Genomic DNA, 26,291 nt, shown 5'->3' with positions numbered 1-26,291 from the left:
GGAATCTGCATCCCATCCCTGACTCGCGCCCCAGACGGCGCCGGAGGCAAGCGATGAACCGATTCGAAGAGGCCGGCGAGAACGGTCTCCACACGCCCGTCCTCATCGTCGGCGGCTCACTGGTGGGCCTCTCGACCTCGCTGTTCCTGGGGCGCCTCGGGGTACCGCACGTCCTGGTCGAGAAGCACGCGGGCACCTCGATGCACCCGCGCGGGCGCGGCAACAACGTGCGCACCATGGAGATCTTCCGGGCGGCCGGCGTGCAGCGGCGCATCGAGGAGGCGGCGTCGGTCCTCGCGGACAACCACGGCATCCTGCAGACGCCGACCCTGGTGGGCGACGCCGGGGAGTGGCTGTTCAAGGAGATCGACCCCGGCGGCGGGCTGGCCCGCTTCAGCCCGGGGGCGTGGTGCCTGTGCAGCCAGAACGACCTCGAACCGGTGCTGCTGAGGAGCGCCCGGGAGCTGGGCGGCGACCTGCGGTTCTCGACCGAGCTGATGTCCTTCGAACAGGACTCCGACGGGGTGACGGCGAAGGTCAAGAGCCGGGAGACCGGTGAGCACACGACGATCCGCGCCGACTACCTCGTCGCCGCGGACGGTCCGCGCAGCCCCGTCCGTGACGCGCTCCGCATCGGTCAGACGGGTCCCGGCGACCTGTTCCACAACGTGAGCCTGACGTTCACCTCGCGCGGTCTCGCCGAGGTCGTCGGCGACCGCCGGTTCATCGTCTGCTACCTGACCGATCCGGCGGCCGACGGGGCGCTGCTGCCCGTCGACAACGAGCAGCACTGGGTCTTCCACGCTCCCTGGCACCCCGAACACGGGGAAACCCTGGAGGAGTTCACCGACGAGCGGTGCGTGGAGCACATCCGGCGGGCCGTGGGCGTGCCGGATCTCGACGTGGAGATCACCGGCCGGGCGGCCTGGCACGCGGCCGAGCGGGTCGCCGAACGGTACGCGCGGGGACGGGTGTTCCTGGCCGGCGACTCGGCCCACGAGATGTCCCCGACGGGGGCGTTCGGCTCCAACACCGGTATCCAGGACGCCCACAACCTCGCCTGGAAGCTGTCCGCGGTGCTGGCGGGCTGGGCCGGCCCGGGCCTGCTGGAGTCCTACGACGCCGAGCGCCGGCCGGTCGCGGAGGCGACGAGCGCCCGCGCCTCGTCGCGTTCGGTCGAGCACAGCCACCCGGGGTACACCCCGGAGCCCGCGGCGCTCGGGCAGGGCGGTCCCGGCGGCAGGAAGGGCGGGATCCTCAACGTGGCGCTCGCCTACCGCTACCCGCGCGGCGCGGTCCTCGGCGCCGACACGGCCGCTCCGGTCGTGCCCGAGGGCGTACGGCTGACGGGCGAGCCGGGGAGCCGGGCGCCGCACATGTGGCTGACCCGCGCGGGCTCCCGGATCTCCACGCTCGATCTGTACGAGCGTTCCATGGTGCTGCTGAGCTCGGCGGACGGCTCCGGCGCCTGGCACGCGGCGGCGAAGGACACGGCCCGGCAGCTGTCCGTCCCGCTCGACTCGTACCGGATCGGCGGCGGGCCCGAGGCGGACCTGGTGCCCGCGGGCGACGCGGACTGGGCACAGGTCCACGGCGTGAGCGCGGAGGGCGCCGTGCTGGTGCGCCCCGACGGCTTCGTCGCCTGGCGGTCCGAGGGACCGGCCAAGGACCCCCGGACGACTCTGCGGAAGGCCCTGACCGCCCTGCTGGACCTGGCCTGACCCGCCCTTCGCGGGCGGCGGTCCGCGCGGTCCGCGCGGGAGAACGGCCGGAGGCCGTACCGGAGTTCCGGTACGGCCTCCGGCCATGACGTCGGCCGCCCCGTGCACGGGGCGGCCTTCCCCTCAGACGTCGGGCGCTCCGGCCGGGGCGGACACGGTGCGCAGGAACCCGCGATCGCCGGGGGCGACCAGGTCCCGTGGGCCGGCGGCTCGCAGGACGACCTCCAGGACCCGGTCGGGATCGGCCGCGTAGCCGTGGGCGAACCAGGGCATGTTCGCCTCCACCACCGCCCACCGTTCGCCACCGGTGTCGGGGTCCTGGCTGAGGCCGACGTCGACGACCACGGCGCTGGGCAGCGAGCCCCGCCGACCGTGCAGGAGCGTGTCGGTGAACGCACGGACCTCCCGCTCGGCGGGGTCCCCTTCCAGCGCCGCGACGTCGAGCCGCCCGAAGCGGGCGTAGCGGCTGCCCGTGGTGACGCGCCCGTCCAGGACGAACAGCCGGTACTCGACGGCGAAGGTCACCACCTCCGAGACCAGCACCGGGGTGCCGGGGCCGATCCGCTCGCCTTCGCGCGGCAGCCGGGTGCCGTCGGCGTAGACGGCCGCGGGGAACTGCTTGTCGCTCGGTGGTTTGACGAACAGCGGGCGGCCGGCGCTCCACGCCTGCGAGAGCGTGGTCAGCGTGATCCGTCGGCCGGTGAACTCCTCGGGCAGCTCGGCGAGCCAGGCGTCGGCCGGCTCCAGCAGCCCCAGGCCCAGCCGAGCGGCGACCCGGTCCGCCGCCAGCGGCCCGCCGTACCAGTGCACGGCGCGCCCGGCCAGGGCGTCCACCACGTCCGGACCGTCCAGGACGACGTGCTCCAGACCGCGCCGCCGGGCCGCTTCCGCGATGAGCAGGGCGGTGCTGGTCTCCTGGGCCGTGGTGAGGAGCACCGCCCGCGCCGGGGCGTTCACCGCTCGGTCCGGACCGCGTGGACGGCCTCCGGGCCGGCCGGACGCCACGGCGTCGTCGCCGTCTCCGCCTCGGTCATCGCCGTTTCCCCTCCGATGTGGTCGGCCGCCCACCGTAGCCACGCCTCGGCCGCCGGGGCCAGCGGATATCCACCACACCGACGGGGCCGCTCGCCCACGGACGACGCTCCCCGGGACGACGCCCGGCGCAGGACGGATGCGGGAGCGGTCCCCGGAACACGCCGGAGGCCGTTTCCCCGTGAACGGGGAAACGGCCTCCGACCTCCGACAACGGGGCGAACCCCGGTCGGGACGACAGGATTTGAACCTGCGACCCCTTGACCCCCAGTCAAGTGCGCTACCAAGCTGCGCCACGTCCCGATGCGTCTCACCCGCGGTCGCCCGCGTGTTCGCGCACCCGAACCTTACCGCACACCGGTGGACGGCCGCACACACAGGGTCATCGCCGCAGCGCAACGGGACGGTGTCCCCGGGTGGGGCCGGTCAGGCGTTGGGGTCGAAGGCGATGCCCGCCGGCTTGGCCTTCGACAGGTGGGAGCTGAAGCTGTCGTCCCTGAGGCCGAAGTGGGCACTGCCGAAGTCGTACGAGGTCAGCTTGTCGCGCAGTCCGGCGGGGTAGCCGTTCCAGCCGACCAGGGTGGGGAACTGCCAGGTGTGCTTGTGGTTCTCCGGCGGCTCGTCGTTGGTGTTGGCGGGCCGGAAGCAGTGCGTGCCGATGCCGTCCTTGTGGTAGACGACCTTGGGGTGGTTCCCGTCCCAGCGGATCTGGTCCCGGGTGTAGATGTCGAAGTTGCCGTGGGCGGACGTGGAGACGTACTTGGCCTGGTTGTCCTGGACCCACACCACGACGTGCTCCCAGTCGTTGCGGTGCCCGCCGAGGCCGCTGCCGACGACGGCCTGGTCCTTCTCCATGTAGAGGCCGTAGATGATGGCGCACCAGCCGTTGTTGCACTTCTCCCGGGAGTACCCGTTGGTGTTGTCGAGGTCCCAGGAGTCGCGGCAGTGGCCGTTCAGGGCCCCGGAGGGCTTGAGTCCGGGGTTGATCGTCCCGTCGGGTCCGATGGCGGGGGTCGGGTAACAGCCGTCGGTGTCGTAGTCGAAGGCCGGCTGGAACGTGCTCTCCAGTGCGTCCGCGTTGCCGGGCAGGGCCGTGGGCGGGTCGGCGAGGGCGCTGCCCGGGAAGGCGACGACCAGCGCGACGGCGCTGCCGAGGACGAGCGAGACCCTGCGGGCCCGCGAGCTTGCTGTCACTGCTTCCTCCAGATCGACCGCGGCGTGGGGGCGGGGCAGACCAGGCGGTCGTCTTGGCATGCCCAGGTCAGCCTTCCGGGCGCGCGGGAAAAACACCAGAGGCCGCGGGTATCGGAGCGGTGAAGGATCCCCCAACGGGCGGGAAGCGGCGACCCGTTGGAGGATCGAGGACCCCGGAGGATCCGTCAACAAGCAGGGGGTGAAAGCCGGTTGGAGGGTTCAGCACCTCACGCGGAGCCCGGCTCCCCTTGCCCGCGGCCCGATCGCCGCCACACGAAAGGGGCCGGGTCCGCGGACCCGGCCCCTCGCCGCCGCGAGGCCGTCGTCGCTACGCCTCCTCGCTCCGCGGCTCCCAGCCCTCGTAGGCGGCCGTCAGCAGTCCGAGGACGCCGTTCGCGGTGACCTCACGGGGGTTGGGGAAGGACTCGGCGGCCACCTGGGTCGCCGCACGGGCCAAACCGGCCTCCTCCATGCCGAGTTCGGCGAGCGTACGGGGAGCGCCGAGGCGGACCGCGAGCTCCCGGAGGGCGCGGGGGACGTCGTCGGTGTCCAGGGCCCGGGCCAGGGCGGAGACCGCCTCCGGCGCGGCGGGCGCGTTGTGGGCGAGGGTGTACGGGAGCAGCACGGTGTGGGTCTCGGCGTGCGGCAGGCCGAAGGTGCCGCCGAGGACGTGGCACAGCTTGTGGTGCAGGCCCATGGTCGTCGCACCGAGGCAGGAACCGCAGAGCCAGGCGCCGTAGAGGGCCCGGCCGCGCGCCCCCTGATCAGCGGGGTCCGCGGCCACACCGGGAAGCGCGCCGGCCATCGCCCGGGCGCCCTCCTGCGCCATCAGGGAGACCAGCGGGGAGGCGTCGGGGGCGTACAGCGCCTCGACCGCGTGCGCGAGGGCGTTGACCCCGCTGGTCACCGAGAGCGGGACCGGGAGGCCGAGGGTGAGGTCGGGGTCGTAGACGACGCAGCGCGGCTGGACGGAGGAGTCGCGTCCGGTGCGTTTGACCCCCTGCTCGGTCAGGCCCCACACGGACGTCATCTCGGAGCCCGAGTAGGTGGAGGGCACGGCGATCAGCGGCAGGCCGGTGCGCAGCGCGATCGCCTTGCCGAGGCCGATCGCGCTGCCGCCGCCGACGGCGACGCACCCGTCGGCGCCCACGGCCCGCGCCACCTCGACGGCCTCGTCGGCGACCTCGACGGGTACGTGCATCCGGGCACCGGAGTGGACCCCCGCGCAACTGTCGCCGAGCGCGGCCGCCACCGCGCGCGCGGCCTCCGTCCCCCGGCCGCCGCACACGACGAGCACCCGGTGCAGCGCGAGCCGCGCGACCTCCCCGGGCGTCGCGGTCACCGAGGCCCCGGACCGGAAGACGACCCGGACGGGCCGGGTCTCGTGGGTGAAGTCGAGCGGGGTGGTCATGCCGGCTCCAGTACGAGGTCGAAACGGGCGTGTCTGAAGGGGTTCGCGACACCGAACTCCCGCGCCAGCGCGGGGTCGTCGGTCTCGGCGAAGTCCCGGACGAGGCTCTGCTTCACGGCGAAGACGGCGTCGGAGTCCAGATAGGGGCCGCCCGCCACGAAGACGTGCGTGGATGCGGGCGGGGCGCCAGGGGTGGCGGCCGGTGCCCCCGAGCAGGGCGCCGACCGGACCGTCGACGGGGATCGGGCACGGGTGAGCGGGCCACTTGACATCCTCCCCCTCTTGAAAAGAGGGGGATTCCAGCCCGTACGGGCTGGGGTTCACGGGTGTTCGAACGGCTGGTGGCCGTTGTCACCCCTCCGGCACCGGCTGTTCGCCGGGGGCGGGGGATCCCGCCCTGTCCTGCCGCGACATTGACTGCTGCGTTGGTGTCGGCGTTGCGGGTGAAGCCGCAGGAGGAACAGACGAACTCGGCTTGGCTCTCGCGCGAGTTCTTGTCGATCCTCCCCCACTGCCCCAAGGGCGTGGGAGGTGCCCCCAGCAGACACTGCAGCGCAGACCGGTGCAGGGCGGCGGCAAGGTTCCAGACGTACCGGGCGTGCGCGCAGAGGCCGAGCATGACGCCCGCCTGCCCACTCGTCGGATACGTCCGAAACCGCGCCATGACCATGAACCTAGCCAACACGTTCCCCGACCGCGCACACCATCGACCGACATCACCCGTGCGAGTGATCACCCCGGCCGGGTCTCGCGGACGAAGGCGTGCAGATGGCGGGTGAGCGAGCCGAGCAGTTCACGCAGCCTCGGATCGGCCGTGTCCGCGAAACTGTCGACGACCGCTTCGGTGATCCCGGTGGTGAATTCCCTGGCCATGCCGCTCCCGTGGTAGAGCCGGTCGTCCTGCCGAGCGTGCCCAGGCTACGAGGCCGCCGGGGCGCACCGCCCCGGGCCGGCGGGCCTCCGCCCCGTGTCCGGCCCCGTGTCCGGCCCCGGGGCCGGAACGTCGTGGCCGAAACCGAAAAACACACAATGACCCTTTCGGTGGGGCATCGTTGACCTGGAGCATCACGCCCGCAGCGGACGCACGGAAAGTATGATCAAGCAATGTCTGACTTGACCGAAACCACGCCCGGCTGGCTGTCCCGCGACGAACTGGAATCGGCCCGCGCCCGCATGCCGATCCTGTACGTCGAGGCCGTACCGGTGCGCGTCGACGACAACGGCGAAGTCACCCACGTCGGGCTCCTGCTCGGCATCGGTCCGGACGGAACGGTCAGCCGCTCCCTCGTCTCGGGCCGGGTACTGCACCACGAGCGGGTCCGCGACGCCCTGCTGCGCCACCTGGAGAAGGACCTCGGTCCGGTGGCCCTCCCCCGGATCCCGGCCTCCCTGCAGCCCTTCACCGTCGCGGAGTACTTCCCGACGCTCGGTGTCACGCCGTTCCACGACCCGCGTCAGCACGCCGTGTCCCTGGCGTACATCGTGCCGGTCACCGGCGACTGCCGCCCCCGGCAGGACGCCCTGGACCTGGTCTGGTTCAGTCCGGAGGAGGCCGCGTCCCCCGTGGTCACGGACGACATGCCGGGCGGTCACGGCGTCCTGCTGCGGCAGGCGCTGGCGTACGTCGGACGCATCGCCTGAGCGGGAGCCCGTGGAGCGCCCCCGGACGTCGCGGGCGGGAGCGATCCCGCCGGCGGTCAGACCGGTACGCCGTCGGCCGGAGCGGCCGCGGCATACGGGCGCAGGACCATGAGCGAGTCCTCCGGGGCGGCCGCCATGGCGAAGGGGAACCGGTCGAGCTCGAGGCAGAGTGCGACGTCATCGGGATGGACTCCCTCGCGCACACCCGTCGCCAGTTCGACGGCGGCGCGCGAGCCGGCGGCGCGGCGGAGGAACCCGGTCGCGTCCGTATCGGCCCCGGCGGCCCTGTGGGCGATGTACTGGGCGCACGCCAGGTCCTCGTCGGCGCGCCCGTCCTCGCCGGTGACCACGAACGTGACGCTGTCGCACCCGCGCGCCCGCAGGACCCCGGCCGTCGCCTCCGCCACCACGAAGCCCGCGCACAGCACCAGGGACGCGTCCTCGACCGCGAGGGCGCCGACCGTCCCCGCCGTGGTCTTCTGCACCACGGTCCGTCCGCCGAGGTCGAGGGAGCGCAGCAGGCCCGGCGAGTTGACGGTGTCGAAGCCGGGAGCGGGCGGCCCGTCCTTGAGCGCCACCCAGTCCGGGTGGCGGGCCTTGAGCGCCAGCGCCTCGTCCAGGGACCCGGCGAGAACGATCTTCTCCGCTCCCCGGGCGAAGGCCCATGCGGCCACCGTGAAGGCGCGCATGACGTCGACCACGACCGCCACGGACGGGGTCTCGGCCAGCTCGGCGATGCCGAGGAAACGGGCGTCCATCCGGTCATGATCGCGCACGACCGGCCCGGAAGGCCGGGCGGGTGACCCGTATCACACCAGTGACTCCGGGGCCCGGATCGGGGCCGGGGCGCGCGGCCCGGGACCGGCGTACGCCCGTGCGGGCCCCGGCCCAGGACCCGACGCCAGCACTGGCACCTCCCGGAACAACGGAAAAGGCCGCTTCCGCCTGAGCGGAAACGGCCTGCGACCTGCGTCGAGCAAGTCGGGACGACAGGATTTGAACCTGCGACCCCTTGACCCCCAGTCAAGTGCGCTACCAAGCTGCGCCACGTCCCGGTGCCCTCACCCGCGGTGACCCGCGTGATCGTGCGAACAGAACTTTACCCCACTCCGGAGGCTGTTCCGCAGGGGGACGGCGGCACGCGACAATCGGCGTATGACCGGGACATCCGAGACACGGCGAGCCGACGGACGCGATCGCGACGCCGAGGGGCGGGCCCGGAACGCCCGGCCCCGCGACGGACTGGGGCGTCCGCTGCCGTACGGCGAGGCCGGGGTGGAGCGGGCGCCTGAGGGCGTCGTGCGCCGTCCCGGGGAGACGGTCACCGAGGCGCAGACCCTGCTGGACGCGGGCAGGCCGTTCCACGCGCACGAGGTCTTCGAGGACGCCTGGAAGTCCGGCCCCGCGGACGAGCGCGGGCTCTGGCGGGGGCTCGCCCAGCTCGCCGTGGGGCTCACCCACGCGGCGCGGGGGAACGCGACGGGCGGCGCGCGGCTGCTGCGGCGCGGTGCCGGGACGGTCGAGGAGTGGACGTCGGCGACCGGGCGGCCGCGGCCGTACGACCTGGACCTCGCGGAGATCACCCGCTGGGCCGGGGGGCTGGCGGCCGTCGTGGAGCGCGACGGCGGGCGGGTGGACGCGGCGGAGGCGTCGCCACGGCTGCGCGGACGGACGGTCTGACGACGGCGGACCCGGGGCCGGCACCCGGGCGCGCGCCGGCCGGGGACCGGCCGGACACGTCCGCCGCCCGCGGGTACGGAGCCCGGGTCCGGCCGGTGCGTCCACCGTCCGTGGCGTACGGCAGACTCTCGGTGTGCGAAAGATTCATGTCATCGGCATCGGAGCGGGCGACCCCGATCAGCTCACGCTGCAGGCGGTCAGGGCGCTGAGGAGCACGGACGTGTTCTTCATCCTGGACAAGGGCGAGGTGAAGTCGGACCTCGTCCAGCTGCGCCGCGACATCCTCGACGCGCACATGCCCGAGGGCGGGTACCGCCTGGTCGAGGCGCGCGACCCGGACCGGGACCGGACCGCGGGCGGCCCGGCGTACTCCCCCGCCGTCGGGGACTGGCGCAGCGCCCGCGCCGCCATCTACGAACGGCTGATCACCGAGGAGCTGGGCGAGGACGAGAGCGGCGCGTTCCTGGTGTGGGGCGACCCCGCCCTGTACGACAGCACCCTCGGCATCCTGGAGGAGATCCTGGACCGGGGCGCGGTGGCGTTCTCGTACGAGGTGATACCCGGGATCAGCAGTGTCTCGGCGCTCGTCGCCCGGCACCGCACGGGGCTGAACCGGGTCGCCCGGCCCGTGCAGATCACCACCGGGCGGCGCCTGGCGGAGGGCTTCCCGGACGGGGTGGACGACGTGGTCGTGATGCTCGACGCCCACCAGACGTTCCGGCGGTACACGGACGAGGACATCGACATCTACTGGGGCGCCTACATCGGCACCCCGGACGAGATCCTCGTCTCCGGTCCCCTGGCCGAAGTCGCACCCCTCATCGAGGATCTGCGCGCCGAGGCCCGGGAGCGCAAGGGATGGATCATGGACACCTATCTGCTGCGCAGGAATCCGGGGAGCTGAGGACTCCCGGCCGGTCCGTACACCGGGCGGGTCGCCCCGCATGCACGGGGGGCCCACCGGTGTGAGGGTGGCGACTGTGACGATCACCGAGGACACCGCGCCGGCCCCGGCGGGGGCGCCCGGACCGCCGGTGCTGGACAACCGCCGCCGCAACATCGTCTTCGCGACGATCTCGCTGGGTCTGCTGCTCGCCGCCCTGGACCAGACGATCGTGGGCACCGCGCTGCCGACGATCGTGTCGGATCTGGGCGGCGCCGCGCACATGTCCTGGGTGGTGACCGCGTATCTGCTGGCGGAGACCGTGGCGACCGTACTGGTCGGCAAGTTCGGCGACCTGTTCGGCCGCAAGGTGGTCTTCCAGGCGTCGGCGGTCATCTTCATCACGGGGTCGTTCCTGTGCGGGCTCGCCACGAACATGTCGCTGCTGATCGCCTGGCGGGGTCTGCAGGGCATCGGCGCGGGCGGTCTGATGGTGACCTCCATGGCGCTGATCGCCGATGTCATCCCGCTGCGCGAGCGGGGCAAGTACCAGGGCGCGATCGGTGCCGTCTTCGGTGTGGCCACCGTCATCGGGCCGCTGCTCGGCGGGCTGTTCACGGACCATCTGACCTGGCGCTGGGCGTTCTACGTCAACGTGCCCCTCGCGATCCTCGTGGTGATCGCGGCGGCGCGCACCATTCCCGTGGTGAAGTCGGTGACCCGGCCGGTCATCGACTATCTGGGCATCGCCCTGGTCGCGGTGGGGTCCAGCGCCCTGATCCTGGCGACGAGCTGGGGCGGCAACGAGTACGCCTGGGGATCGCCGGTCATCATCGGGCTCTTCGTCGGCGGTCTGGTCGCGCTCGGCCTGTTCTGCCTGGTGGAGACCCGTGCCGCCGAACCGATGCTGCCGATGCGGCTGTTCTCGAACCCGGTCTTCTCGGTCTGCTCGATCCTGAGCTTCATCGTGGGCTTCGCGATGCTCGGCGCGATGACGTATCTGCCGACCTATCTGCAGTACGTCGACGGGGACTCGGCCACCGTCTCCGGGGTGCGCACGCTGCCGCTGGTGGCGGGGCTGCTCATCGCGTCGGTCTTCAGCGGCAACGTGGTCAGCAAGACCGGGCGGTACCGGATCTTCCCGATCGTCGGTTCCCTGGTGATGGCGGTCGGGCTCTATCTGATGTCCCTCATGGGGCCCGGCACCGGGGCGTGGCTGGAGTCCCTGTACATGTTCGTGCTCGGCACCGGGATCGGGCTGTGCATGCAGGTGCTGACGATCGCGGTGCAGAACACCGTCGAGTACACCGACCTCGGCACCGCGACGTCCGGGGTCACCTTCTTCCGTACGCTGGGCAGTTCGTTCGGCACGGCGGTCTTCGGCACGATCTACACCAACGCGCTGAAGCCCAACCTGACCGACGGCGTCAGGGCGGCCGCCGCGACGGGCGCGGCCCCGCCCGCCGTCATCGCCCGGGCCGCGCAGAGCCCGGAGGGGCTGCACCGGCTGCCGCCGAGGGCGGCCGCGCCCATCGTCGACGCGTACGCCGACACCTTGCACACGGTGTTCCTGTGGACGGTCCCGGTCGCGCTCCTCGGCTTCGTCGTGGCGCTGTTCCTCAAGCAGGTGGAGCTGCGCGACAGCGCGCGCATGGGGTCGACGGACATGGGCGAGGGGTTCGCGTCACCGTCCACCGCGGACTCCCAGCGGCTGCTGGAGTTCTCGGTCGGGAAGATCATCGGCGCCACGGAGCTGGACACCGCGCGCCGGATCGTCTCCGAGTCCGACACCCGGCTGGACGTGGCGGGCGCCTGGGCCGTGATGCAGGTGGAGCTGTTCACCCGCATGGTCGGTCACGCCAACCTGGCGCTGATCGCCGCCCGGCGCCGGCTGCCGCCCGAGGTGCTCGTCCCGGTCTTCGAGCGCATGGTCGAGGAGGGGTATCTGACCCGGCACGGATCGCTGTTCTCGCACACGGCGGCGGGCGAGCGTGAGGCCCGGGTGATCAGCGAGGCCTGGGGCCGCTGGCTCGCCGGGCAGGTCGAACAGGATCTCGGCCGCCCGTCCGGCACGGAACTGCGCGCCGCCGTCGACACGATCGCCAAGCGGCTGCTGGTCGAGGACCTGACGCAGGGCCTGCAGTCCGGCCGGCCCCCGGAACCGGCGTCGGTCACGACGAGCTGACCGGGCCGCCGGGGCGCGGGCGGCGGAAGTCCAGGGGCGGGGTCAGGGGAGCAGGAGCTGCACTCCGCCCACCACCGTCGCCACGATCACCAGTCGTTCGAAGAGCAGCTGGTTGATGCGCTTCACCGCCCACTTCCCGATGAACGCCCCCGGCACGACGAACACGGCCAGGGCCGCGTCCAGCAGCAGCGAACGGCCGTCGATCAGACCGAGGCCCGCGCTGAACGGCAGCTTGGAGACGTTGACGATGAGGAAGAAGAAGGCGGAGGTGCCGAGGAAGCCGAGCTTGCGGAAGCCCGCCGAGAGGAGGTACATCGACATCACCGGGCCGCCCGCGTTGGCGACCATGGTGGTGAAGCCGCCGAGGACCCCGTAGGAACGTGCCTTGACGCGGCCCGCGCGGGTCACGACCGCGTCCGGTTCGTCGTCCTGGACGGCGGCCCGGCGGCGCCACAGCGTGATCCCGGTCATCAGCAGCAGGGTCGCGCCGATCGAGGCCCGTACGACGGCGTCGTCGGCCCACACCAGGAACAGCGTGCCGAGGACGACACCGGCGGCGACCGCCGGGAACAGCCGCCACAGCGTGGGCCAGTGGGCGTGGCGCCGGTAGGTGACGACGGCGAGCACGTCGCCGACGATCAGCAGGGGAAGCAGGACTCCCGTCGAGGCGCGGGCGGGCAGTACGGCGGCGAAGACCGCCAGGCTGACCGTGTTGGCGCCGCTGACGGCGGTCTTGGAGAAGCCGACGAGCAGAGCCGCGGCGGCGAGAGCGGCGAACTCCCCCGGGGATATGTGCCAGAGCGTCATCGTGTTCATGCGGGGGCCGATGCTATGCCCACGCTTCTCGCCCGGGTGCCGAGGGGCCGCCGGGCGGGTTCGCGCGAGGGGCGGACGGCGTTCCTCGGCCGTGACGCCCCTCACGCACGGGACCCGCGAGCGGGGTCCGGGACCGTCAGCGGCGCTCCACCAGCACCGCGCTGCCCTGCCCCACGCCGACGCACATCGTGGCCAGGCCGCGCTCGGCGCCCGTGCGGCGCATGCGGTGCAGCAGGGTGGTGAGGATGCGGGCTCCCGAGGCGCCGAGCGGGTGGCCGAGAGCGATGGCGCCGCCGGTCGGGTTGACGAGGTCCGGGTCGATGCCGAGCTGGTCCACGCAGGCGAGGGCCTGGGCGGCGAACGCCTCGTTGAACTCGGCCTCCTGGATGTCGGCGACGGTCCAGCCGACGCGTCCGAGCGCCTTGCGGGTCGCGGGCACCGGGCCGATGCCCATCACGTCGGGACCGACACCGGCCGAGGCCCCGGCGACGTACCGTCCGAGCGATTCGAGGCCGAGCTCGTTCAGGGCCTCCTCGCTGACGAGCAGCACGCCGGCGGCGCCGTCGTTCATCGGCGAGGCGTTGCCCGCGGTGACCGTTCCGCCGGCGCGGAACACCGGCTTGAGTCGGGCCAGCTTGTCGAGCGAGGTGTCCTCCCGCACGCATTCGTCGCTGTCGACGACCACTCCGTCGGGGCGCTCGACGGGAAGCAGTTCGGCGTCGAACCACCCGTTCTTGCGGGCGTCCGCCGCACGCTGGTGGCTGCGGAGCGCGAACGCGTCCTGCCGTTCGCGCGAGACGCCGTACCGCCCGGCGACCTCTTCCGCGGTCTCCCCCATGGACAGGACGCCGTGCAGGTCCTTCATCGCCGGGTTGACCAGCCGCCAGCCGAGCCGGGTGTCGACGGTCTCGATGCGGTGCGGCAGCGCCTCGTCCGGGCGGGGCAGCACGAAGGGGGCGCGGCTCATCGACTCGGAGCCTCCGGCGAGCACGATGTCGGCCTCGCCGGAGGCGATGGCGCGGGCCGCCGCCGTGACGGCTTCGAGGCCGGAGGCGCAGAGCCGGTTGACGGTGGCGCCGGGCACGGTGTCGGGCAGTCCGGCGAGCAGCGCGGCCATCCGGGCGACGTTGCGGTTGTCCTCGCCGGCCTGGTTGGCCGCGCCCCAGTAGACGTCGTCGACGCGGGCCGGGTCCAGGGTGGGCACCTCCGCGACCAGGCCGCGGATGACGCCGGCGGCGAGGTCGTCGGGCCGCACGGAGGACAGGGCACCGCGCAGCTTGCCGATGGGCGTGCGGCGGGCGGCCGCGAAGTGGACGGGACGCACGACAGGACTCCTGACGGACACCGGCGAACGGACGCCGGACGGTGATGAGGACGAGCCAGCGCCGACATTAATTAGCACTGCTAGTTTCGGACTATAACCCCGCACCGCACCCTTGGGAAGATCCCCCGCGGCCGGTATCCGTCCATCCGTCCCGAGCGCCCGGGTCCGTACGGGATCGCCCCACGGCCGGGGCGGCCGGGCCGGTGGCCGAAGACCGACGGCCCTCCGCTCCGTCCCCCGCGCGGATGGCAGACTGCTCGCGCACCTCCGCCGGACCTGGGCCGACGGGGTGAACAGGACCGGCGGAACGGGGAGTTGTCGTATGACGGGGACGGAGTCCGCCGCGGACGGGATCGACACCAGCAGGCCGCATCCGGCACGGGTGTACGACTGGTACCTGGGCGGCAAGGACAACTACCCGGTGGACGAACGGCTCGGGCAGCAGATCACGGCGCGTGACCCCGGGGCCAAACGGGCCGCGCGCAGCAACCGCTGGTTCATGCAGCGCGCCACCCGCCATCTGGTCCGTACGGCGGGAATCCGCCAGTTCCTGGACATCGGCACCGGCATTCCCACCGAGCCCAATCTCCACCAGATCGCGCAGAGCACCGCCCCGGACGCTCGGGTGGTGTACGTCGACAACGACCCGATCGTCCTCGCCCACGCCGAGGCGCTGCTGCGCGGCACCGACGAGGGGGTGACGGAGTACGTCCACGCGGACGTGCGCGAGCCGCGGAAGATCCTCGACGAGGCCGCGCGCGTGCTCGACCTCGACCGTCCCGTGGCCCTGTCGCTGATCGCGCTGATGCATTTCGTCGCCGACGACAGCGGCGCGTACGAGCTGGTCGGGACCCTGGTCGACGCGCTGGCGCCGGGCAGCTTCCTGTCGCTGTCCGCGATGACCGCCGACTTCGAGCCGGAGGAGGTCCGGCGGGGCATCGAGGCGTACGCGCGCGGCGGTGTCACCCTGGTGGGCCGCTCGCACGCCGGGGTGAGCCGTTTCTTCGAGGGTCTCGACCTGGTCGAGCCCGGTGTCGTCCCGGTGAAGGACTGGCGTCCCGAACTCGCGGAGGGCGAGACCCCGATCGGCGACGGGCCGGTGTCGCTGTACGGCGGGGTCGGCCTCAAGAGCCGGTGAGTGCCGGGGCCGAGGATGTTCGGCCCGGGCACTTGGCCCTGTCGGCCGGGACGGTCGGCCCCTGCCCCCAGGGGTGCCGGAGGGGAACACTGGGAAGCCGTCGGAGCAGGAAGCGAGATGGCGAGATGACCCTCATCGTCGGGCAGGTGATGACCAGCGAGGTCGTCGGGGCGCACCGGGAGATGTCCTACAAGGACGTGGCCCGATTGCTGGACCGGTACCGGATCAGCGGACTGCCGGTCGTGGACGACGACGACAAGGTCGTGGGCGTGATCTCGGAGACCGACCTGCTGCGTCTGCAGGCGGCCCGGCCCGGCCGGGGAGGCGTGCTGCGGCGCAGGCGGCGGACGGCGTGCGGCGCGACGGCCGCCCGGACCAGGGGCGCCCGCGCCACGACCGTGGAGCAGCTGATGTCGACGCCCGCGATCACCGTGCATCCGGAGCAGCGGGTCGCCGATGCCGCCCGGGTCATGGAGCGTCATCGCGTCGAGCGGCTGCCGGTGGTGGACGAGGAGGACCGGCTGATCGGGATCGCCACCCGCCGCGACCTGCTGCGGGTCTTCCTGCGGACGGACGAGGAGATCCGCCGGGAGGTCGCCGACGACGTGCTGGTGCACGCGCTGTCGCTGCCGCCGCACGCCGTGACCGTCTCGGTCGGCGACGGCGTGGTGACGCTGGAGGGGCAGCTGCAGCACCGCAGCCAGATCCCGGAGGCGATCCGGCTGACCTGGCGGGTCGACGGTGTCGTCGGGGTCATGAGCGCTCTGACGTTCCGCGTCGACGACACCCGCCCCGCCGAGCGGCACGCCGCACAGCTGACCGACCCCCGGTGGATGGCCGGACACTGAGCCGCGCCCGGGCGGCCGGGACGTACGAACGCCCCAGAACCCGGCCGTCACGGGCCGCCCACGCCCTCTCCCGGCCCCTTCCGCACCTGTTCCTCCCCTTTCCGTCCCCGAAGCCGCCGCCGCGATCCGAGCAGGTGCCCGACCGCGGGCACGGGCGGTCGGGCATCATGGCTTCGACGGGCGGCAAGTGGAGGGGATCTCGAATGGACCAGAGCGCACACCTTCCGGAGGAGCCGACGGCCCCGCAGTTCCGGCTGGATGCACTGCTGGAGGACCTGCAGGAGCAGGTGCAGCGTGTGCGCGGCACCCAGAACCGGGTGCACACCCTTCTCGAGGCGGTTCTCGCGATAGGCAGCGATCTGGACCTCGACGTGGTCCTGCGGCAGATAGTGGAGTCCGCGGTGCAGCTCGTCGACTGCCGCTACGGGGCGCTCGGCGTCCTCGGCGACGAGGGCGGCATCAAGCAGTTCATCACGGTGGGCATCGACGAGGAGACCATCGCCCGCATCGGTCACTACCCCCGGGGAGAGGGCATCCTCGGCCTGCTCATCCGCGAGCCGCACGCGCTGCGGCTCCCCGTCCTGAGCGACCACCCGGACTCCGTCGGATTCCCGCCCGGCCACCCCCCGATGACCACGTTCCTCGGCACGCCCGTGCAGGTCCGCGACAAGGTCTTCGGCAACCTGTACCTCACGGAGAAGCACGGCGGCACCGAGTTCGACGCCGAGGACGAGGCGGTGCTGCGCACGCTCGGCGCGGCGGCCGGTGTGGCCATCGACAACGCCAGGCTGTACGACGACGCCCGGCGCCGCGAGCGCTGGCTGGCCGCGAGCAGCGAGCTGACCCGCACCCTGCTGTCGGGCGCCGATCCGGTCGACGTCCTGCACGCGTTCACGGCGACGGTCCGGGAGCTGTCCGACGCGGATCTGGTCACGCTGGCACTGCCGCTGACCGGGACCACGGACCTGGTCATCGAGTCCGCCGAAGGGCTCGACGCCGAGCGGGTGCGGGGGCTGACCCTGCCCGACGGGACGAGTCTGGCGGCCAAGGTGTACGCCTCGGGCGAGAGGATCGTCAGCCCCTCGCTCAGCCAGGACCCGCGCACCGGGACGGGCAGCGCGTCGGTCCTCGATCTCGGCCCGGCGTTCGTGATCCCGCTCGGCACCCAGGAACGGGTGCGGGGCGTGCTCCAGGTCGCGAACCGGCAGGGCGGCCCCGCGTTCCCCGACGCCACCATCGACATGATCGCCGGGTTCGCCGGCCACGCGGCGCTGGCCCTGGAGATCGCCGAGCACCGCCGCGACGCGGAACAGCTGCTCGTGCTCAACGACCGTGACCGCATCGCGCGCGACCTGCACGACCTGGCCATCCAGCGGCTCTTCGCGGGCGGGCTCAGCCTGCAGTCGGTCCTCAACCGGCTCACCGACCGGCCCGAGGTGGCCGAACGCGTCCAGCGGGTGGTGGACGACCTCGACGACACGATCAAGGTCGTACGCTCGACGATCTACGCCCTGCGGGAGAGCGACCGGTCGGACGCCACCGCCGGTCTGCGCGCCCGGCTCGTCACCGAGGTGGGCCGCGCGGCCGAGACGCTCGGCTTCGCCCCCGCGCTGCGCATGAGCGGGCTGCTGGACACCGACGTCTCCGACGAGCAGCGGGAACACGTGCTCGCGGTCCTGCGCGAGGCCCTGTCCAACACGGCCCGGCACGCCCGTGCCACGGCCGTGGAGGTCACCGCCGAGGTCACCGCCGACACGCTGCGGCTGCGGGTGGCGGACAACGGCCGCGGCATCGGCCCCGACGTCACCCGCAGCAGCGGCCTCGGCAACATCAGCACCCGCGCCGAGCACCTCGGCGGCAGTTGCGCCCTGACGGCCAACGAGCCGAGCGGCACCGTCCTGGAGTGGACGGTGCCGCTGCACCACGACGACCCGGCCTGACCCGCGTCGTCCCCGGCGCCCCCCGGCCCGCTCGTGTTCAGTGCTGGTCGGCCGGGGCGGGACTGTCGTCGATGAAGCCGCCGGACTGGTGGCGCCACAGCTTCGCGTAGGCGCCCTCCGACGCGAGCAGCTCCTGGTGCGTGCCCTGTTCGACGATCTTCCCGCGGTCGAGGACGACGAGCCGGTCCATGCCGGCGACCGTGCTCAGCCGGTGCGCCACCACGAGCGCGGTGCGCCGCTCCATGAGACGCCACAGCGCCGACTGGACGAGGATCTCGCTCTCCGAGTCCAGGGCGCTGGTCGCCTCGTCGAGCAGCAGGATCGGCGCGTCGCGCAGGATCGCGCGGGCGAGGGCGACCCGCTGGCGCTGGCCGCCGGACAGCTTGATGCCGCGCTCTCCGACCATGGTCGCGAAACCGTCCGGCAGGGCGTCCGCGAACTCCGTCACGTGGGCCGCCTCGGCGGCCCGGCGGATCTCCTCCTCGGTGGCGTCCGGGCGGGCGAAGGCGATGTTGTCCCGCAGCGTGCGGTGGAACATCGCCGGGTCCTGCGGCACGTAGGCGATCAGACTGCGCAGATCGGCCTGGCGCAGTCTGCTGATGTCCTGGCCGCCGATCAGGATGCGGCCGCCGTCGATGTCCGTCATCCGCAGCAGCAGCCGGGTGAGCGTGGTCTTCCCCCCGCCCGAGCGGCCGACCAGACCGATCTTCGCTCCGCTGGGGACGGCCAGTTCGAGCCCGGTGAAGAGCGGCTTCGCGCCGCCGTGGGTGAAGGTCACCTGTTCGAAGCGGACGTCGGCGGCGCGGGGCCGCAGGGGCTCCGGAGCGACGGGGTCCAGCACGGTCGGCGGTGTCATCAGCAGCTCGGTGAACTGGGCCGCCTCCGTCATCGCGCTTTCCAGGCGCCGGTAGATCTGGTTGAACTCGAACATGATCCGGGTCGCGTTGGCGTAGTACGTGAAGGCGACCACGACCGCCTCCACACCGTGCCCGCCCCCGCCGAGCGTGATCGCGAGCAGCAGGCCGAGCGCGTTGGTCAGGACGGACATCGGCGCGACGAACGTGTCGATGCGCAGGTTGCCGTAGTCCCACGACCGCAGGGTGAGCCGCCGCGACGCCGCGACCCGGGAGCGGTGTTCCGCCGCCTCGCGCTCCTCGGCGGCGAAGGCCCGGACGGTGTCCATGTTCATCAGGCTGTCCGCGACATGGCCCGAGACCCGGGCGATCGCCTCCTCCCGCTGGTCGACGAGCGCCTGGCGGCGGCGGATGAGCGGCACCACGCACACCGCCGTCACGGCGATCATCACCAGGAGCCCGACGACGAGCAGCGGTTCGTAGCGCCACAGCACCACCGACCCGAAGAGGAGCGGCACGAGGCTGCCGATGACCTGGAACGTCATCGTGTCGACGAACTCCTCGAACCGGGAGGCGAAGCTCAGCACCCGCTTGGTCAGCGAGCCGGCGAAGTTGTCGTGGAAGAACGAGGCGTCCTTGGCGAACAGTTCGTCCATGCCGATCACGTACAGCCGCTCGATGCCGAGCGCGTCCAGGCGGTTCAGACAGTGCAGGCCGAGGCGCCAGAACGCCTCCGCGAGGAGCAGGACACCGCCGAAGACGAGGACGTAGGGCAGCGCGGCGCCGACGGAGACACCGCTGCCGTCGGCCGCGATACGGCCGACGAGCTTCGCCACGACGAGCGGCGCGACGTAGCTGATGCCGATGTTGCCCAGCGCCGGCATCAGCATGCCGGTCACGGTCAGCCACCGGAGTCTGCGCAGCTCCCTTCCGTAGTAGCGGAGTGCGAGGAGCACCGGGCCCCTGCCCGGCAGTGCCTTGCGCGATTCAGGAGATGCCATCACAGCCCTGTGTCGTCGTACGGCGGCCCGCCGCGCCGTCCGCGGTCCACGCCGTCCGTGGTTCACCAGGACGTCGATGTCCGGATATGGCGGGCCAGGGACTACATCGTCCCGTGACGGCGGCCACGCGGTCCAAGCGTTTTTCTCGGCCACCGGCCCGTCCCGGAGGGCCGTACGCGCTCGGCCGAGGGATCAGGAGGCATCGTGCCGACAGGGCCGTTCGGCATCACGTCCGGGGTTCCCCGTCGCCCAGCCGGGCGTACGCGCGGTCGTGGTACAGCAGCGGGCGCCCGCCGGGGCGGGGCTCCGCCGCGACGGCACGTGCGACGATCAGCCGGTGCTCCCCCGCGGGGACGGTCGTCTCGACCCGGCACACCAGCCATGCCAGCACCCCGTCGAGCACCGGGACCCCCCACGGGCCCCGCCGCCAGCGGGTGGGCGCGGCGAAGCGGTCCGATCCGGTGGTGGCGAAGGTCGCCGCGAGGTCCCGCTGGCTCTCCGCGAGGATGTGCACCCCGACGTGGGAGGCGTCCTGGAAGACGGGCCAGCTCGACGAGGACGTGCTCATGGAGAACGAGACGGTGGGCGGGACCGCGGCCACGGAGGAGAGCGAGGTCGCGGTGAAGCCGGCCGGTCTGCCGACGTGCGCCGTCACCACGGCGACACCCGCCGCGTGGTGACGGAAGACGGATCGGAACGCCTCGGCGGTGAGCGGCAGCGCGTCGGTGCCGGTGTGAACCGTCACGGTTTCTCCTCCAAGGACGTGTGCGGGGAAGCGGGCGTGCCGGCCCGGTCCACCGGGTGGGAACCGGGCCGGCACGCGTCAGGCGGACGGCGGCGTGGAACCGGCGGCGGTGAGGTGCTCGGCGAGCCCGCGGACCGTCGGACGGCGGAACAGGTCGGGCCAGCGCAGGCCGTTGCCGATGCGGGTCAGGCAGCGCAGGGCGGACATGGAGTCGCCCCCCAGCGCGAAGAAGTCGTCGTCGCGGCCGACCGCGTCGACGCGCAGGACGTCCTGCCACACCGCGGCCACGTACTCCTCCCAGGCACCGACCGGAGCCTCGGTGGCCGCCGTGCCGGGGCCCGGTTCGTCCGGGGCGGGGGCGAGGGCGCCGAGGGCCTTGCGGTCGAGCTTGCCGTTGACGTTGAGGGGCAGTTCGTCCAGGACGAGCACCGCGGCGGGCACCATGTACGAGGGCAGCGCCTTGGCCAGGTACGCGCGCAGTTCGTCGGGGCGCGGCGCCGGACCGGGGTGGGTGACGGCGTGACCGACCAGTTGCCGGCCGCCGCCGGCGTCCTCCCGAGCCGTGACGACGGCCTCCCGCACGGCGGGATGGGCACGCAACACGGCCTCGATCTCGCCCAGTTCGACGCGCAGCCCGTGCAGCTTGACCTGGAAGTCCTTGCGGCCGAGGAGCTCCAGAACACCGTCCGGGCGCCAGCGGGCGAGGTCCCCGGTCCGGTAGAGGCGGTCGCGCACATCACCGTACGACCAGTCCAGGAATCGTTCGGCCGTCAGGTCCGGGCGCTCCAGGTAGCCGCGGGCCAGCCCGGTGCCGGCCAGGTGGAGTTCGCCGACGACACCGGGCGGGACCGGCTGCGCCACGTCGTCGAGGACGTAGGCGCGCTGGTTGGCCATGGGCCGGCCGTAGGGGATGCTCGTCCAGGTGGGGTCGGTCTCCACGACTTCGTAGAGGGTGGAGTGGATCGACGCCTCGGTGGCCCCGCCGAGGACGATGAAGCGGACGTCGGGGGCGAACGCCCGGACCCGGTCGGGCAGGGACACCGGGACCCAGTCGCCTCCGAGCATGACCAGCCGCAGCCGGGCCAGAACCGCGCCACCGGTGTGCTCCAGGTGCTCCGTGAGCAGTTCCAGCAGGGCCGGGGCGGAGTTCCAGACGGTGACGTCGTACCGGGCGAAGAGCTGGGCCCAGTACGCCACGTCCTTGGCGCGGTCCGCCTCGGGCACCACCACGGTCCCGCCGGCCGCGGTGATGCCGAGGAATTCGTAGACCGACATGTCGAAGCTCGGCGAGGACAGGGCGAGGACACGGTCCGAAGGGCTCACGCCGTAGCGGGAGTTGAGGTCGGCCAGGTTGTTCACGACACCGCGGTGGCGTAGCGCGATGGGCTTGGGCAGGCCTGTCGAGCCGGAAGTGTGGATGACGTAGCACAGGTCGTCCGGGCCCGCGGTCCCACCGGGGTCGGTCTCCGGCTGGTCCGCGAGTTCCGGCGCCGTACCGTCGAGGAGTCCGTCGGCCAGGACGACCAGCCGTTCGGTGCCGGGCGACGGGGCGGGCAGCACCGTGGCCCGGAGCCGGTCGGTGACGACGACGGCGCAGGAGGTGCCCTCCAGCATGGTGGTCAGCCGCTGGGCGGGGTAGTCCGGGTCGAGGGGCACGTAGGCGCCGCCTGCCTTGAGGATGCCCAGTACGGCGGAGAGCAGGGTGGCGGAGCGCTCCAGGCACAGTCCGACCCGTACGTCGGGGCCCACGCCGGCCTGCCGGAGGCGGTGGGCCAGCCGGTTGGCGGCGGCGTTGACCTCCCCGTAGGACCAGGTGCGGGCGTCGTGGACGACGGCGGGCGCCCCGGGGTCGGCCGCGGCCCGCTCCTCGAACGCCGTGTGCAGACAGGTGCCGTGCGGCAGGTCGGCCGACGTGTCGTTCCACTCGGTCAGGACCCGGTGCGTCTCCTCGGCGGTGAGCAGGGCGAGCCGGGAAACCGGTGCGTGCGGCTCCTGGAGGGCGCTCTCCGTCAGGATGCGCAGCCGAGAGAGGAGGCGACCGGCCGTGTCGGAAGTGAACAGCCGCTCGTCGTAACGCAGTTCAGCGGTCCATTCGCCGTCCTGCCGGTCCAGGGCGAGGTGCAGCTCGAACGGCGGGACGTCCTGCGGTCCGGCGCCGTGGGCGACCGCCACCAGGGGTGTGCCCGCGTCCGCGGTGGGGGTCACGGGAGTACGGCCGGCCACCAGGTCGGCCGTGCTGGAGTCCGCGGCGACGGCATGTCCGGTGATGCCGTCGGGAGTGGCGATCGCGATCAGTTCCTGGCCGGTGAGGCGGTACAGCAGTGCCGCGAAGCAGGCGACGAGCAGGTCGTGGGCCACCGCTCCGTCCTCCCGCACGGCCAGGGTGCCCCGGACCAGGCCGGTCGCGCGGGGGTCGGCACCGGCGCGGCGCGGCCGGTCGGCCGGGACGAGCACGGCGGGCCAGGCGACCGGGGCATCGGCGGTCACGATGTCTGGGCTCACAGGGAGGCTCCTGTCCGGAGGGCACCGGGGTCGTCGGCCCGGGCGGTCGCGTGCGGCAGGGGGTGGCGAGCGCACAACGCCCTTACCCGCTCGCGGAGATGGACGCGCTGGTGGGGGTCGATGCGGTACTCGGTGTCGCTCAGCGGTGTGGTGGCGGTCAGGACGGCGTGCAGGAGTTCCGCGCACTCCCGCATGTGCTCCGGACCCATACCGCGCTGGGCGAGGATGTTGCAGCCCAGCCGGACGCCGCTCGTGACCAGGGGCGGCCGGGTGTCGTCCGGTATGCGGTTGCGGTTGACGAGGATGCCGCATTCCTCCAGGGCCCGTTCGGCGACGACTCCGGTGAGCCGGCTGGCGCGGAGGTCGATCAGGACCATGTGGTTGTCTGTCCCGCCGGTGAGCACCTGGTGCCCCAGGCGTGCCAGTTCGGCGGCGAGCGCGCGGGCGCCGGAGACGGTCAGCCGCGCGGTGCGGGTGAACAGGGGTTCGGTGGCGAGCGCGAACGCCCGGGCCTTGGCGGCGATCGACGCGGGAGCGGGGGTGCCCTGGGTCTGCGGGAAGACGGCCCGCTGCATCAGGCGGTCCAGCGGAGTGCGCCCGTCGGGGCCCGGGGCCCGGTGGTCACGACCGCTGAGGATGATTCCGCCGCGCGGGCCGCCGAGCTGCTTGTAGGTGCTGGTCGTGGTGATGTGCGCGTGGTCGACGGGGCTGGGGTGCTCACCGGCCGCGACCAGGCCCGCGATGTGCGAGATGTCGGCCAGCAGGTAGGCGCCGACCGAGTCGGCGATCTCCCGGAAGCGGGCGAAGTCCAGGGTCCGGGGGTAGGCGCTGGCGCCGGCGATCAGCACGGTGGGGCGGTGTTCGAGGGCGAGTTCGGCGACGTGCTCGAAGTCGATCAGGCCGTTCCTGTCGAGGCCGTAGTGCACGGCCTCGTAGTGCCGTCCGGTCACCGAGGCCGGGGAGCCGTGCGTGAGGTGGCCGCCGGCGTCGAGGCCGAGACCCAGCAGGGTGCCGCCGGGCGGCACGAGGGCGGCGAGCACGGCGAGGTTGGCGGAGGAGCACGAGTGCGGCTGGACGTTGGCGTACCGCGCCCCGAACAGGGCCTTGGCGCGGTGCACGGCGAGCCGTTCGACCTCGTCGAAGTTGACCGCGCCGGGGTGGTAGCGGGCGCCGGGGTAGCCCTCGGCGGTGACGTTGGACAGCGCGGAGCCGCTCGCGGCGAGGACGGACGGGGCGGCGATGCTGGCCGACGCGATCATCGCCAGGGTGGTGTCCTGGTCGTGGACCTCCGCGTCGAGCAGGTCCGCCAGTTCCGGGTCCTCCCGGCGCAGTTCGGCCAGTCCCGCGTGGGCGAGCCGGTCCTGGCCGTGTTCCGGTGCGGCCGGAAGCGGGGGCAGGTGGGCAACGGTCATAGCTGCTCCTCGATCAGGCGCCACAGTTCCGGCATGGAGTCCAGCAGGTAGAGATGGCCGCCGGGCATCTCGTACTCCGCGTAGTCCTCGGTGGTGAAGGTCTTCCAGTCGGCGACCCCCTCCGGGGTGGCCAGGGTGTCCGACACACCGCGCAGAGCGGTGAGCGGGACCGGCAGCGGGTCGCACACCTCGGGCCGGTAGTCGCCGTACTGCTCCAGCAGCCGGGCGTCGGAGCGGAGCGTCGGCAGCAGGATGGCGCGCAGTTCAGGGTGGTCGAGCGCCTCGAAACCGCGCAGGCTGTCCTGCTTCAGCCGGTCGACGGCCTCGTCGTCGTCGTCGCTGAGGCCCGAGTAACCGCGGTGGCGGGGACTGCGCGTGCCGCTGACGATCAGCCGCTCGGGCAGCGGTCCTCCGGTCTCGTACAGATGGCGCGTGACCTCGTAGGCGATCAGCCCGCCGAAGCTGTGGCCGAAGACGGCGAAGGGTTCGCCGGCCGCGGCCTCGGTGACGCGGCGGGTGACGTCGGCGACGCACTCGGGGAACGAGGTGTAGCGGGGCCGGGAGAACTCCTCTTCCCGGCCCGGTAGTTGGATGGGTACGGCCCGAGCGCGGTCGGTGGCCAGGGCCTTCCAGGAGCGGTAGACGCCGGCACCGGCTCCCGCGTACGGCAGACACATCACTAGTGTCATCTGGCGATCTCCTCGGTGGTGTTCGTGAGCAGGGCGAGCCGGTGCTCGATGGCGTCCGACAGCTTCGCCAGGCATCCCGCCCAGAACCCGCCGGCGGGGGCCTGGAGCATCCCCTCCAGGCGCCGGCCGGGCAGCTCGTTCAACTGGAACAGGACCTCGGCCTGGGTGCCGAGCGGGGTCACGGGCTCGGTCCGCATCCGGACCGGGCCCGCGTCGTGCACGGGACGCGGCCAGCTCTCGTACGCGAACAGGGCCTGGTAGAGGGGCATGCGGCGGCCGGGACGGGTGCGCACGGCACGGACCAGGTCGTCCTGCGGGAGGTCCATGTGGAACAGACCGTCGGTGAACGTCGTCCACGTGCGCTCGCACGCGTCGGCCGCGGCGGGCAGCCGTATCCGCACCGGCAGTGTGGTCAGCAGGCAGCCGATCGCGTCCTCCAGGTCCGGGGTCCGGGTCGACACCGGGGTGCCGATGCAGAAGTCCTCGGCGCCGCACAGGTCGTACAGGGCCTGGGCGTACGCCGTGAGCAGCACGGCGAACGGTGGACAGGCCAGGCGCCTGGCCGCCTCCCGCACCGCGGCGCCCACCCCGTCGGGGAACCGGACGACGTGGCCGTGGGGCTCGGTCCGGGCGAGCTCCCGCTGGGTCGGACCGTCGTCGTCCCCCGGCAGATCGGGCACGCCGTCGAGCGCCGTCCGCCAGTAGGCGGAGAGTTCGTCGCGCCGGACGGCGTCCGGAGGCCGGGGGACGGGACGGGCGAGCGGGGCGGGTTCGGGCTCCCCGGCGACGACGCGGGCGTGGGCCCGCGCGAGGTCGGCGGTGAACACCTCGTGGGACAGTCCGTCGTACACGAGGTGGTGGGTGAGGACGTACAGGGTGGCGCCGGGGGCGTCGCCCGGGTCCTCGGTGAGCGCGAGCACCACGTGGTGGCCGGTGCCGGGGTCGAGGAGCCCGGTGCGGGCCAGTTCGCGGGCGGCCGCGTCGAAGGCGGTGCCCGGCGGGAGTTCGAGCAGCGGCGGTTCGGCGGGCGGTACCGTCGCGCACCACAGCTCCCCGTCCGCGGGGGCGAAGACCGACCGCAGCGCGGGGTGCCGGGCGACCACCCGCGCCGCTGCGGCGGCGAGTGCCTCCCGGTCCGGTGGGCCGTCGATGCGCACGGTGCTGAGCACGCGCCAGGCGGGTGAGCCCGGTGCGATCCGCTCGGCGAACCAGAACTGGCGTTCGGTCGCGGTGGCGGCACGCCGTTCGGCGTGGAGCGGGCCGGAGGTGTCCACG

20 protein-coding genes, 2 tRNA genes and 1 pseudogene are annotated in these 26,291 nt (G+C 72.9%); 8 read left to right on the top strand and 15 right to left on the bottom strand.

Annotated features, from left to right (window positions below; translation table 11 throughout):
- Positions 1–53: 53 nt before the first annotated feature.
- Entirely contained in the window at positions 54–1,721 is a 1,668-nt protein-coding gene (locus ACICHK_RS33450) for an FAD-dependent oxidoreductase (RefSeq protein WP_406839818.1), read from the top strand.
- A gap of 123 nt (positions 1,722–1,844) precedes the next feature.
- Here ACICHK_RS33450 and ACICHK_RS33445 read toward each other — a convergent pair whose 3' ends face one another.
- The 5 genes and pseudogenes from ACICHK_RS33445 to ACICHK_RS33425 all read right to left on the bottom strand — a co-directional run bounded on the left by ACICHK_RS33445 (position 1,845) and on the right by ACICHK_RS33425 (position 6,231).
- A complete protein-coding gene (locus tag ACICHK_RS33445; RefSeq protein WP_406839817.1) occupies positions 1,845–2,678 on the bottom strand; it encodes an ATP-grasp domain-containing protein in 834 nt (277 codons plus the stop codon).
- Positions 2,679–2,982: 304 nt separating this feature from the next.
- Positions 2,983–3,056 (bottom strand) — tRNA-Pro (locus tag ACICHK_RS33440).
- Between the two features lie 123 nt (positions 3,057–3,179).
- Positions 3,180–3,947 (bottom strand): NPP1 family protein, encoded by a 768-nt coding sequence (locus ACICHK_RS33435; RefSeq protein ID WP_406839816.1) that lies wholly within the window; start codon positions 3,945–3,947, stop codon positions 3,180–3,182.
- 328 nt (positions 3,948–4,275) lie between these two features.
- The gene (locus ACICHK_RS33430; RefSeq protein WP_406839815.1) at positions 4,276–5,358 is read right to left on the bottom strand and encodes a maleylacetate reductase; all 1,083 of its coding nucleotides are present in this window, start codon (positions 5,356–5,358) and stop codon (positions 4,276–4,278) included.
- A pseudogene (locus ACICHK_RS33425) lies at positions 5,355–6,231 on the bottom strand (zinc ribbon domain-containing protein). The gene ACICHK_RS33430 and the pseudogene ACICHK_RS33425 overlap by 4 nt, the downstream one beginning before the upstream one ends.
- A gap of 231 nt (positions 6,232–6,462) precedes the next feature.
- Here ACICHK_RS33425 and ACICHK_RS33420 point away from each other — a divergent pair.
- On the top strand, positions 6,463–6,999 hold the full coding sequence (locus ACICHK_RS33420; RefSeq protein ID WP_192582675.1) for an NUDIX hydrolase family protein: 537 nt from the start codon (positions 6,463–6,465) through the stop codon (positions 6,997–6,999).
- 56 nt (positions 7,000–7,055) lie between these two features.
- On the opposite strand, the gene ACICHK_RS33415 is transcribed toward ACICHK_RS33420, so the two are convergent.
- Positions 7,056–7,757 (bottom strand): 2-phosphosulfolactate phosphatase, encoded by a 702-nt coding sequence (locus ACICHK_RS33415; RefSeq protein ID WP_406839814.1) that lies wholly within the window; start codon positions 7,755–7,757, stop codon positions 7,056–7,058.
- 223 nt (positions 7,758–7,980) lie between these two features.
- A tRNA-Pro gene (locus tag ACICHK_RS33410) sits at positions 7,981–8,054 on the bottom strand.
- Positions 8,055–8,154: 100 nt separating this feature from the next.
- Between ACICHK_RS33410 and ACICHK_RS33405 the strand changes: the two genes are divergently transcribed.
- From ACICHK_RS33405 to ACICHK_RS33395, 3 genes are all read left to right on the top strand, one after another.
- On the top strand, positions 8,155–8,679 hold the full coding sequence (locus ACICHK_RS33405; RefSeq protein ID WP_406839813.1) for a DUF309 domain-containing protein: 525 nt from the start codon (positions 8,155–8,157) through the stop codon (positions 8,677–8,679).
- Between the two features lie 133 nt (positions 8,680–8,812).
- Positions 8,813–9,583: a precorrin-6A synthase (deacetylating) gene (gene cobF / locus ACICHK_RS33400; RefSeq protein WP_406839812.1), complete on the top strand. Its 771-nt coding sequence runs from the start codon at positions 8,813–8,815 to the stop codon at positions 9,581–9,583.
- Between the two features lie 76 nt (positions 9,584–9,659).
- On the top strand, positions 9,660–11,747 hold the full coding sequence (locus tag ACICHK_RS33395; protein ID WP_406839811.1) for an MDR family MFS transporter: 2,088 nt from the start codon (positions 9,660–9,662) through the stop codon (positions 11,745–11,747).
- Between the two features lie 42 nt (positions 11,748–11,789).
- Here ACICHK_RS33395 and ACICHK_RS33390 read toward each other — a convergent pair whose 3' ends face one another.
- The gene (locus ACICHK_RS33390) at positions 11,790–12,563 is read right to left on the bottom strand and encodes a sulfite exporter TauE/SafE family protein (RefSeq protein ID WP_406839810.1); all 774 of its coding nucleotides are present in this window, start codon (positions 12,561–12,563) and stop codon (positions 11,790–11,792) included.
- Between the two features lie 136 nt (positions 12,564–12,699).
- The gene (locus tag ACICHK_RS33385; RefSeq protein ID WP_151472918.1) at positions 12,700–13,887 is read right to left on the bottom strand and encodes a thiolase family protein; all 1,188 of its coding nucleotides are present in this window, start codon (positions 13,885–13,887) and stop codon (positions 12,700–12,702) included.
- Between the two features lie 322 nt (positions 13,888–14,209).
- On the opposite strand from ACICHK_RS33385, the gene ACICHK_RS33380 reads away from it, so the two are divergent.
- The 3 genes from ACICHK_RS33380 (at position 14,210) to ACICHK_RS33370 (ending at position 17,813) form a co-directional block, all read left to right on the top strand.
- On the top strand, positions 14,210–15,025 hold the full coding sequence (locus ACICHK_RS33380; RefSeq protein ID WP_406839809.1) for an SAM-dependent methyltransferase: 816 nt from the start codon (positions 14,210–14,212) through the stop codon (positions 15,023–15,025).
- A 125-nt stretch (positions 15,026–15,150) separates the two neighbouring features.
- Positions 15,151–15,873, top strand: coding sequence for a CBS domain-containing protein (locus ACICHK_RS33375; RefSeq protein WP_406839808.1), 723 nt, complete (start codon positions 15,151–15,153; stop codon positions 15,871–15,873).
- A 203-nt stretch (positions 15,874–16,076) separates the two neighbouring features.
- Positions 16,077–17,813 carry a GAF domain-containing protein gene (locus tag ACICHK_RS33370; protein WP_406839807.1) on the top strand — a complete coding sequence of 579 codons (1,737 nt, stop codon included), beginning with the start codon at positions 16,077–16,079 and terminating at the stop codon, positions 17,811–17,813.
- Positions 17,814–17,850: 37 nt separating this feature from the next.
- On the opposite strand, the gene ACICHK_RS33365 is transcribed toward ACICHK_RS33370, so the two are convergent.
- The 6 genes from ACICHK_RS33365 to ACICHK_RS33340 all read right to left on the bottom strand — a co-directional run bounded on the left by ACICHK_RS33365 (position 17,851) and on the right by ACICHK_RS33340 (position 26,290).
- Positions 17,851–19,668 carry an ABC transporter ATP-binding protein gene (locus ACICHK_RS33365; RefSeq protein ID WP_406839806.1) on the bottom strand — a complete coding sequence of 606 codons (1,818 nt, stop codon included), beginning with the start codon at positions 19,666–19,668 and terminating at the stop codon, positions 17,851–17,853.
- Between the two features lie 226 nt (positions 19,669–19,894).
- Positions 19,895–20,413 carry a flavin reductase family protein gene (locus ACICHK_RS33360; RefSeq protein ID WP_406839805.1) on the bottom strand — a complete coding sequence of 173 codons (519 nt, stop codon included), beginning with the start codon at positions 20,411–20,413 and terminating at the stop codon, positions 19,895–19,897.
- Positions 20,414–20,491: 78 nt separating this feature from the next.
- Positions 20,492–22,915: a non-ribosomal peptide synthetase gene (locus ACICHK_RS33355; RefSeq protein ID WP_406839804.1), complete on the bottom strand. Its 2,424-nt coding sequence runs from the start codon at positions 22,913–22,915 to the stop codon at positions 20,492–20,494.
- Positions 22,912–24,327 carry a serine hydroxymethyltransferase gene (gene glyA / locus ACICHK_RS33350; protein ID WP_406839803.1) on the bottom strand — a complete coding sequence of 472 codons (1,416 nt, stop codon included), beginning with the start codon at positions 24,325–24,327 and terminating at the stop codon, positions 22,912–22,914. The genes ACICHK_RS33355 and glyA overlap by 4 nt, the downstream gene beginning before the upstream one ends.
- The gene (locus ACICHK_RS33345; RefSeq protein WP_406839802.1) at positions 24,324–25,016 is read right to left on the bottom strand and encodes a thioesterase II family protein; all 693 of its coding nucleotides are present in this window, start codon (positions 25,014–25,016) and stop codon (positions 24,324–24,326) included. Before ACICHK_RS33345 ends, glyA begins: the two co-directional genes overlap by 4 nt.
- Positions 25,013–26,290, bottom strand: a complete 1,278-nt coding sequence (locus ACICHK_RS33340) for a condensation domain-containing protein (protein ID WP_406839801.1) — start codon at positions 26,288–26,290, stop codon at positions 25,013–25,015. The genes ACICHK_RS33345 and ACICHK_RS33340 overlap by 4 nt, the downstream gene beginning before the upstream one ends.
- Position 26,291 lies beyond the last annotated feature (1 nt).

The organism is Streptomyces sp. AHU1 (assembly GCF_045343905.1).
GTDB lineage: Bacteria > Actinomycetota > Actinomycetes > Streptomycetales > Streptomycetaceae > Streptomyces > Streptomyces triticiradicis.
Note: the sequence above shows the minus strand (reverse complement) of the source record. Positions and strands in the feature narration are given on the sequence as shown.

Coding starts and splice junctions, on each gene's coding strand:
- ACICHK_RS33450 (WP_406839818.1), top strand. CDS start 54: ATGAACCGATTCGAAGAGGCCGGCGAGAACGGTCTCCACACGCCCGTC.
- ACICHK_RS33430 (WP_406839815.1), bottom strand. CDS start 5,358: ATGACCACCCCGCTCGACTTCACCCACGAGACCCGGCCCGTCCGGGTC.
- ACICHK_RS33420 (WP_192582675.1), top strand. CDS start 6,463: ATGTCTGACTTGACCGAAACCACGCCCGGCTGGCTGTCCCGCGACGAA.
- ACICHK_RS33415 (WP_406839814.1), bottom strand. CDS start 7,757: ATGGACGCCCGTTTCCTCGGCATCGCCGAGCTGGCCGAGACCCCGTCC.
- ACICHK_RS33405 (WP_406839813.1), top strand. CDS start 8,155: ATGACCGGGACATCCGAGACACGGCGAGCCGACGGACGCGATCGCGAC.
- ACICHK_RS33390 (WP_406839810.1), bottom strand. CDS start 12,563: ATGAACACGATGACGCTCTGGCACATATCCCCGGGGGAGTTCGCCGCT.
- ACICHK_RS33380 (WP_406839809.1), top strand. CDS start 14,210: ATGACGGGGACGGAGTCCGCCGCGGACGGGATCGACACCAGCAGGCCG.
- ACICHK_RS33375 (WP_406839808.1), top strand. CDS start 15,151: ATGACCCTCATCGTCGGGCAGGTGATGACCAGCGAGGTCGTCGGGGCG.
- ACICHK_RS33370 (WP_406839807.1), top strand. CDS start 16,077: ATGGACCAGAGCGCACACCTTCCGGAGGAGCCGACGGCCCCGCAGTTC.
- ACICHK_RS33365 (WP_406839806.1), bottom strand. CDS start 19,668: ATGGCATCTCCTGAATCGCGCAAGGCACTGCCGGGCAGGGGCCCGGTG.
- glyA (WP_406839803.1), bottom strand. CDS start 24,327: ATGACCGTTGCCCACCTGCCCCCGCTTCCGGCCGCACCGGAACACGGC.
- ACICHK_RS33345 (WP_406839802.1), bottom strand. CDS start 25,016: ATGACACTAGTGATGTGTCTGCCGTACGCGGGAGCCGGTGCCGGCGTC.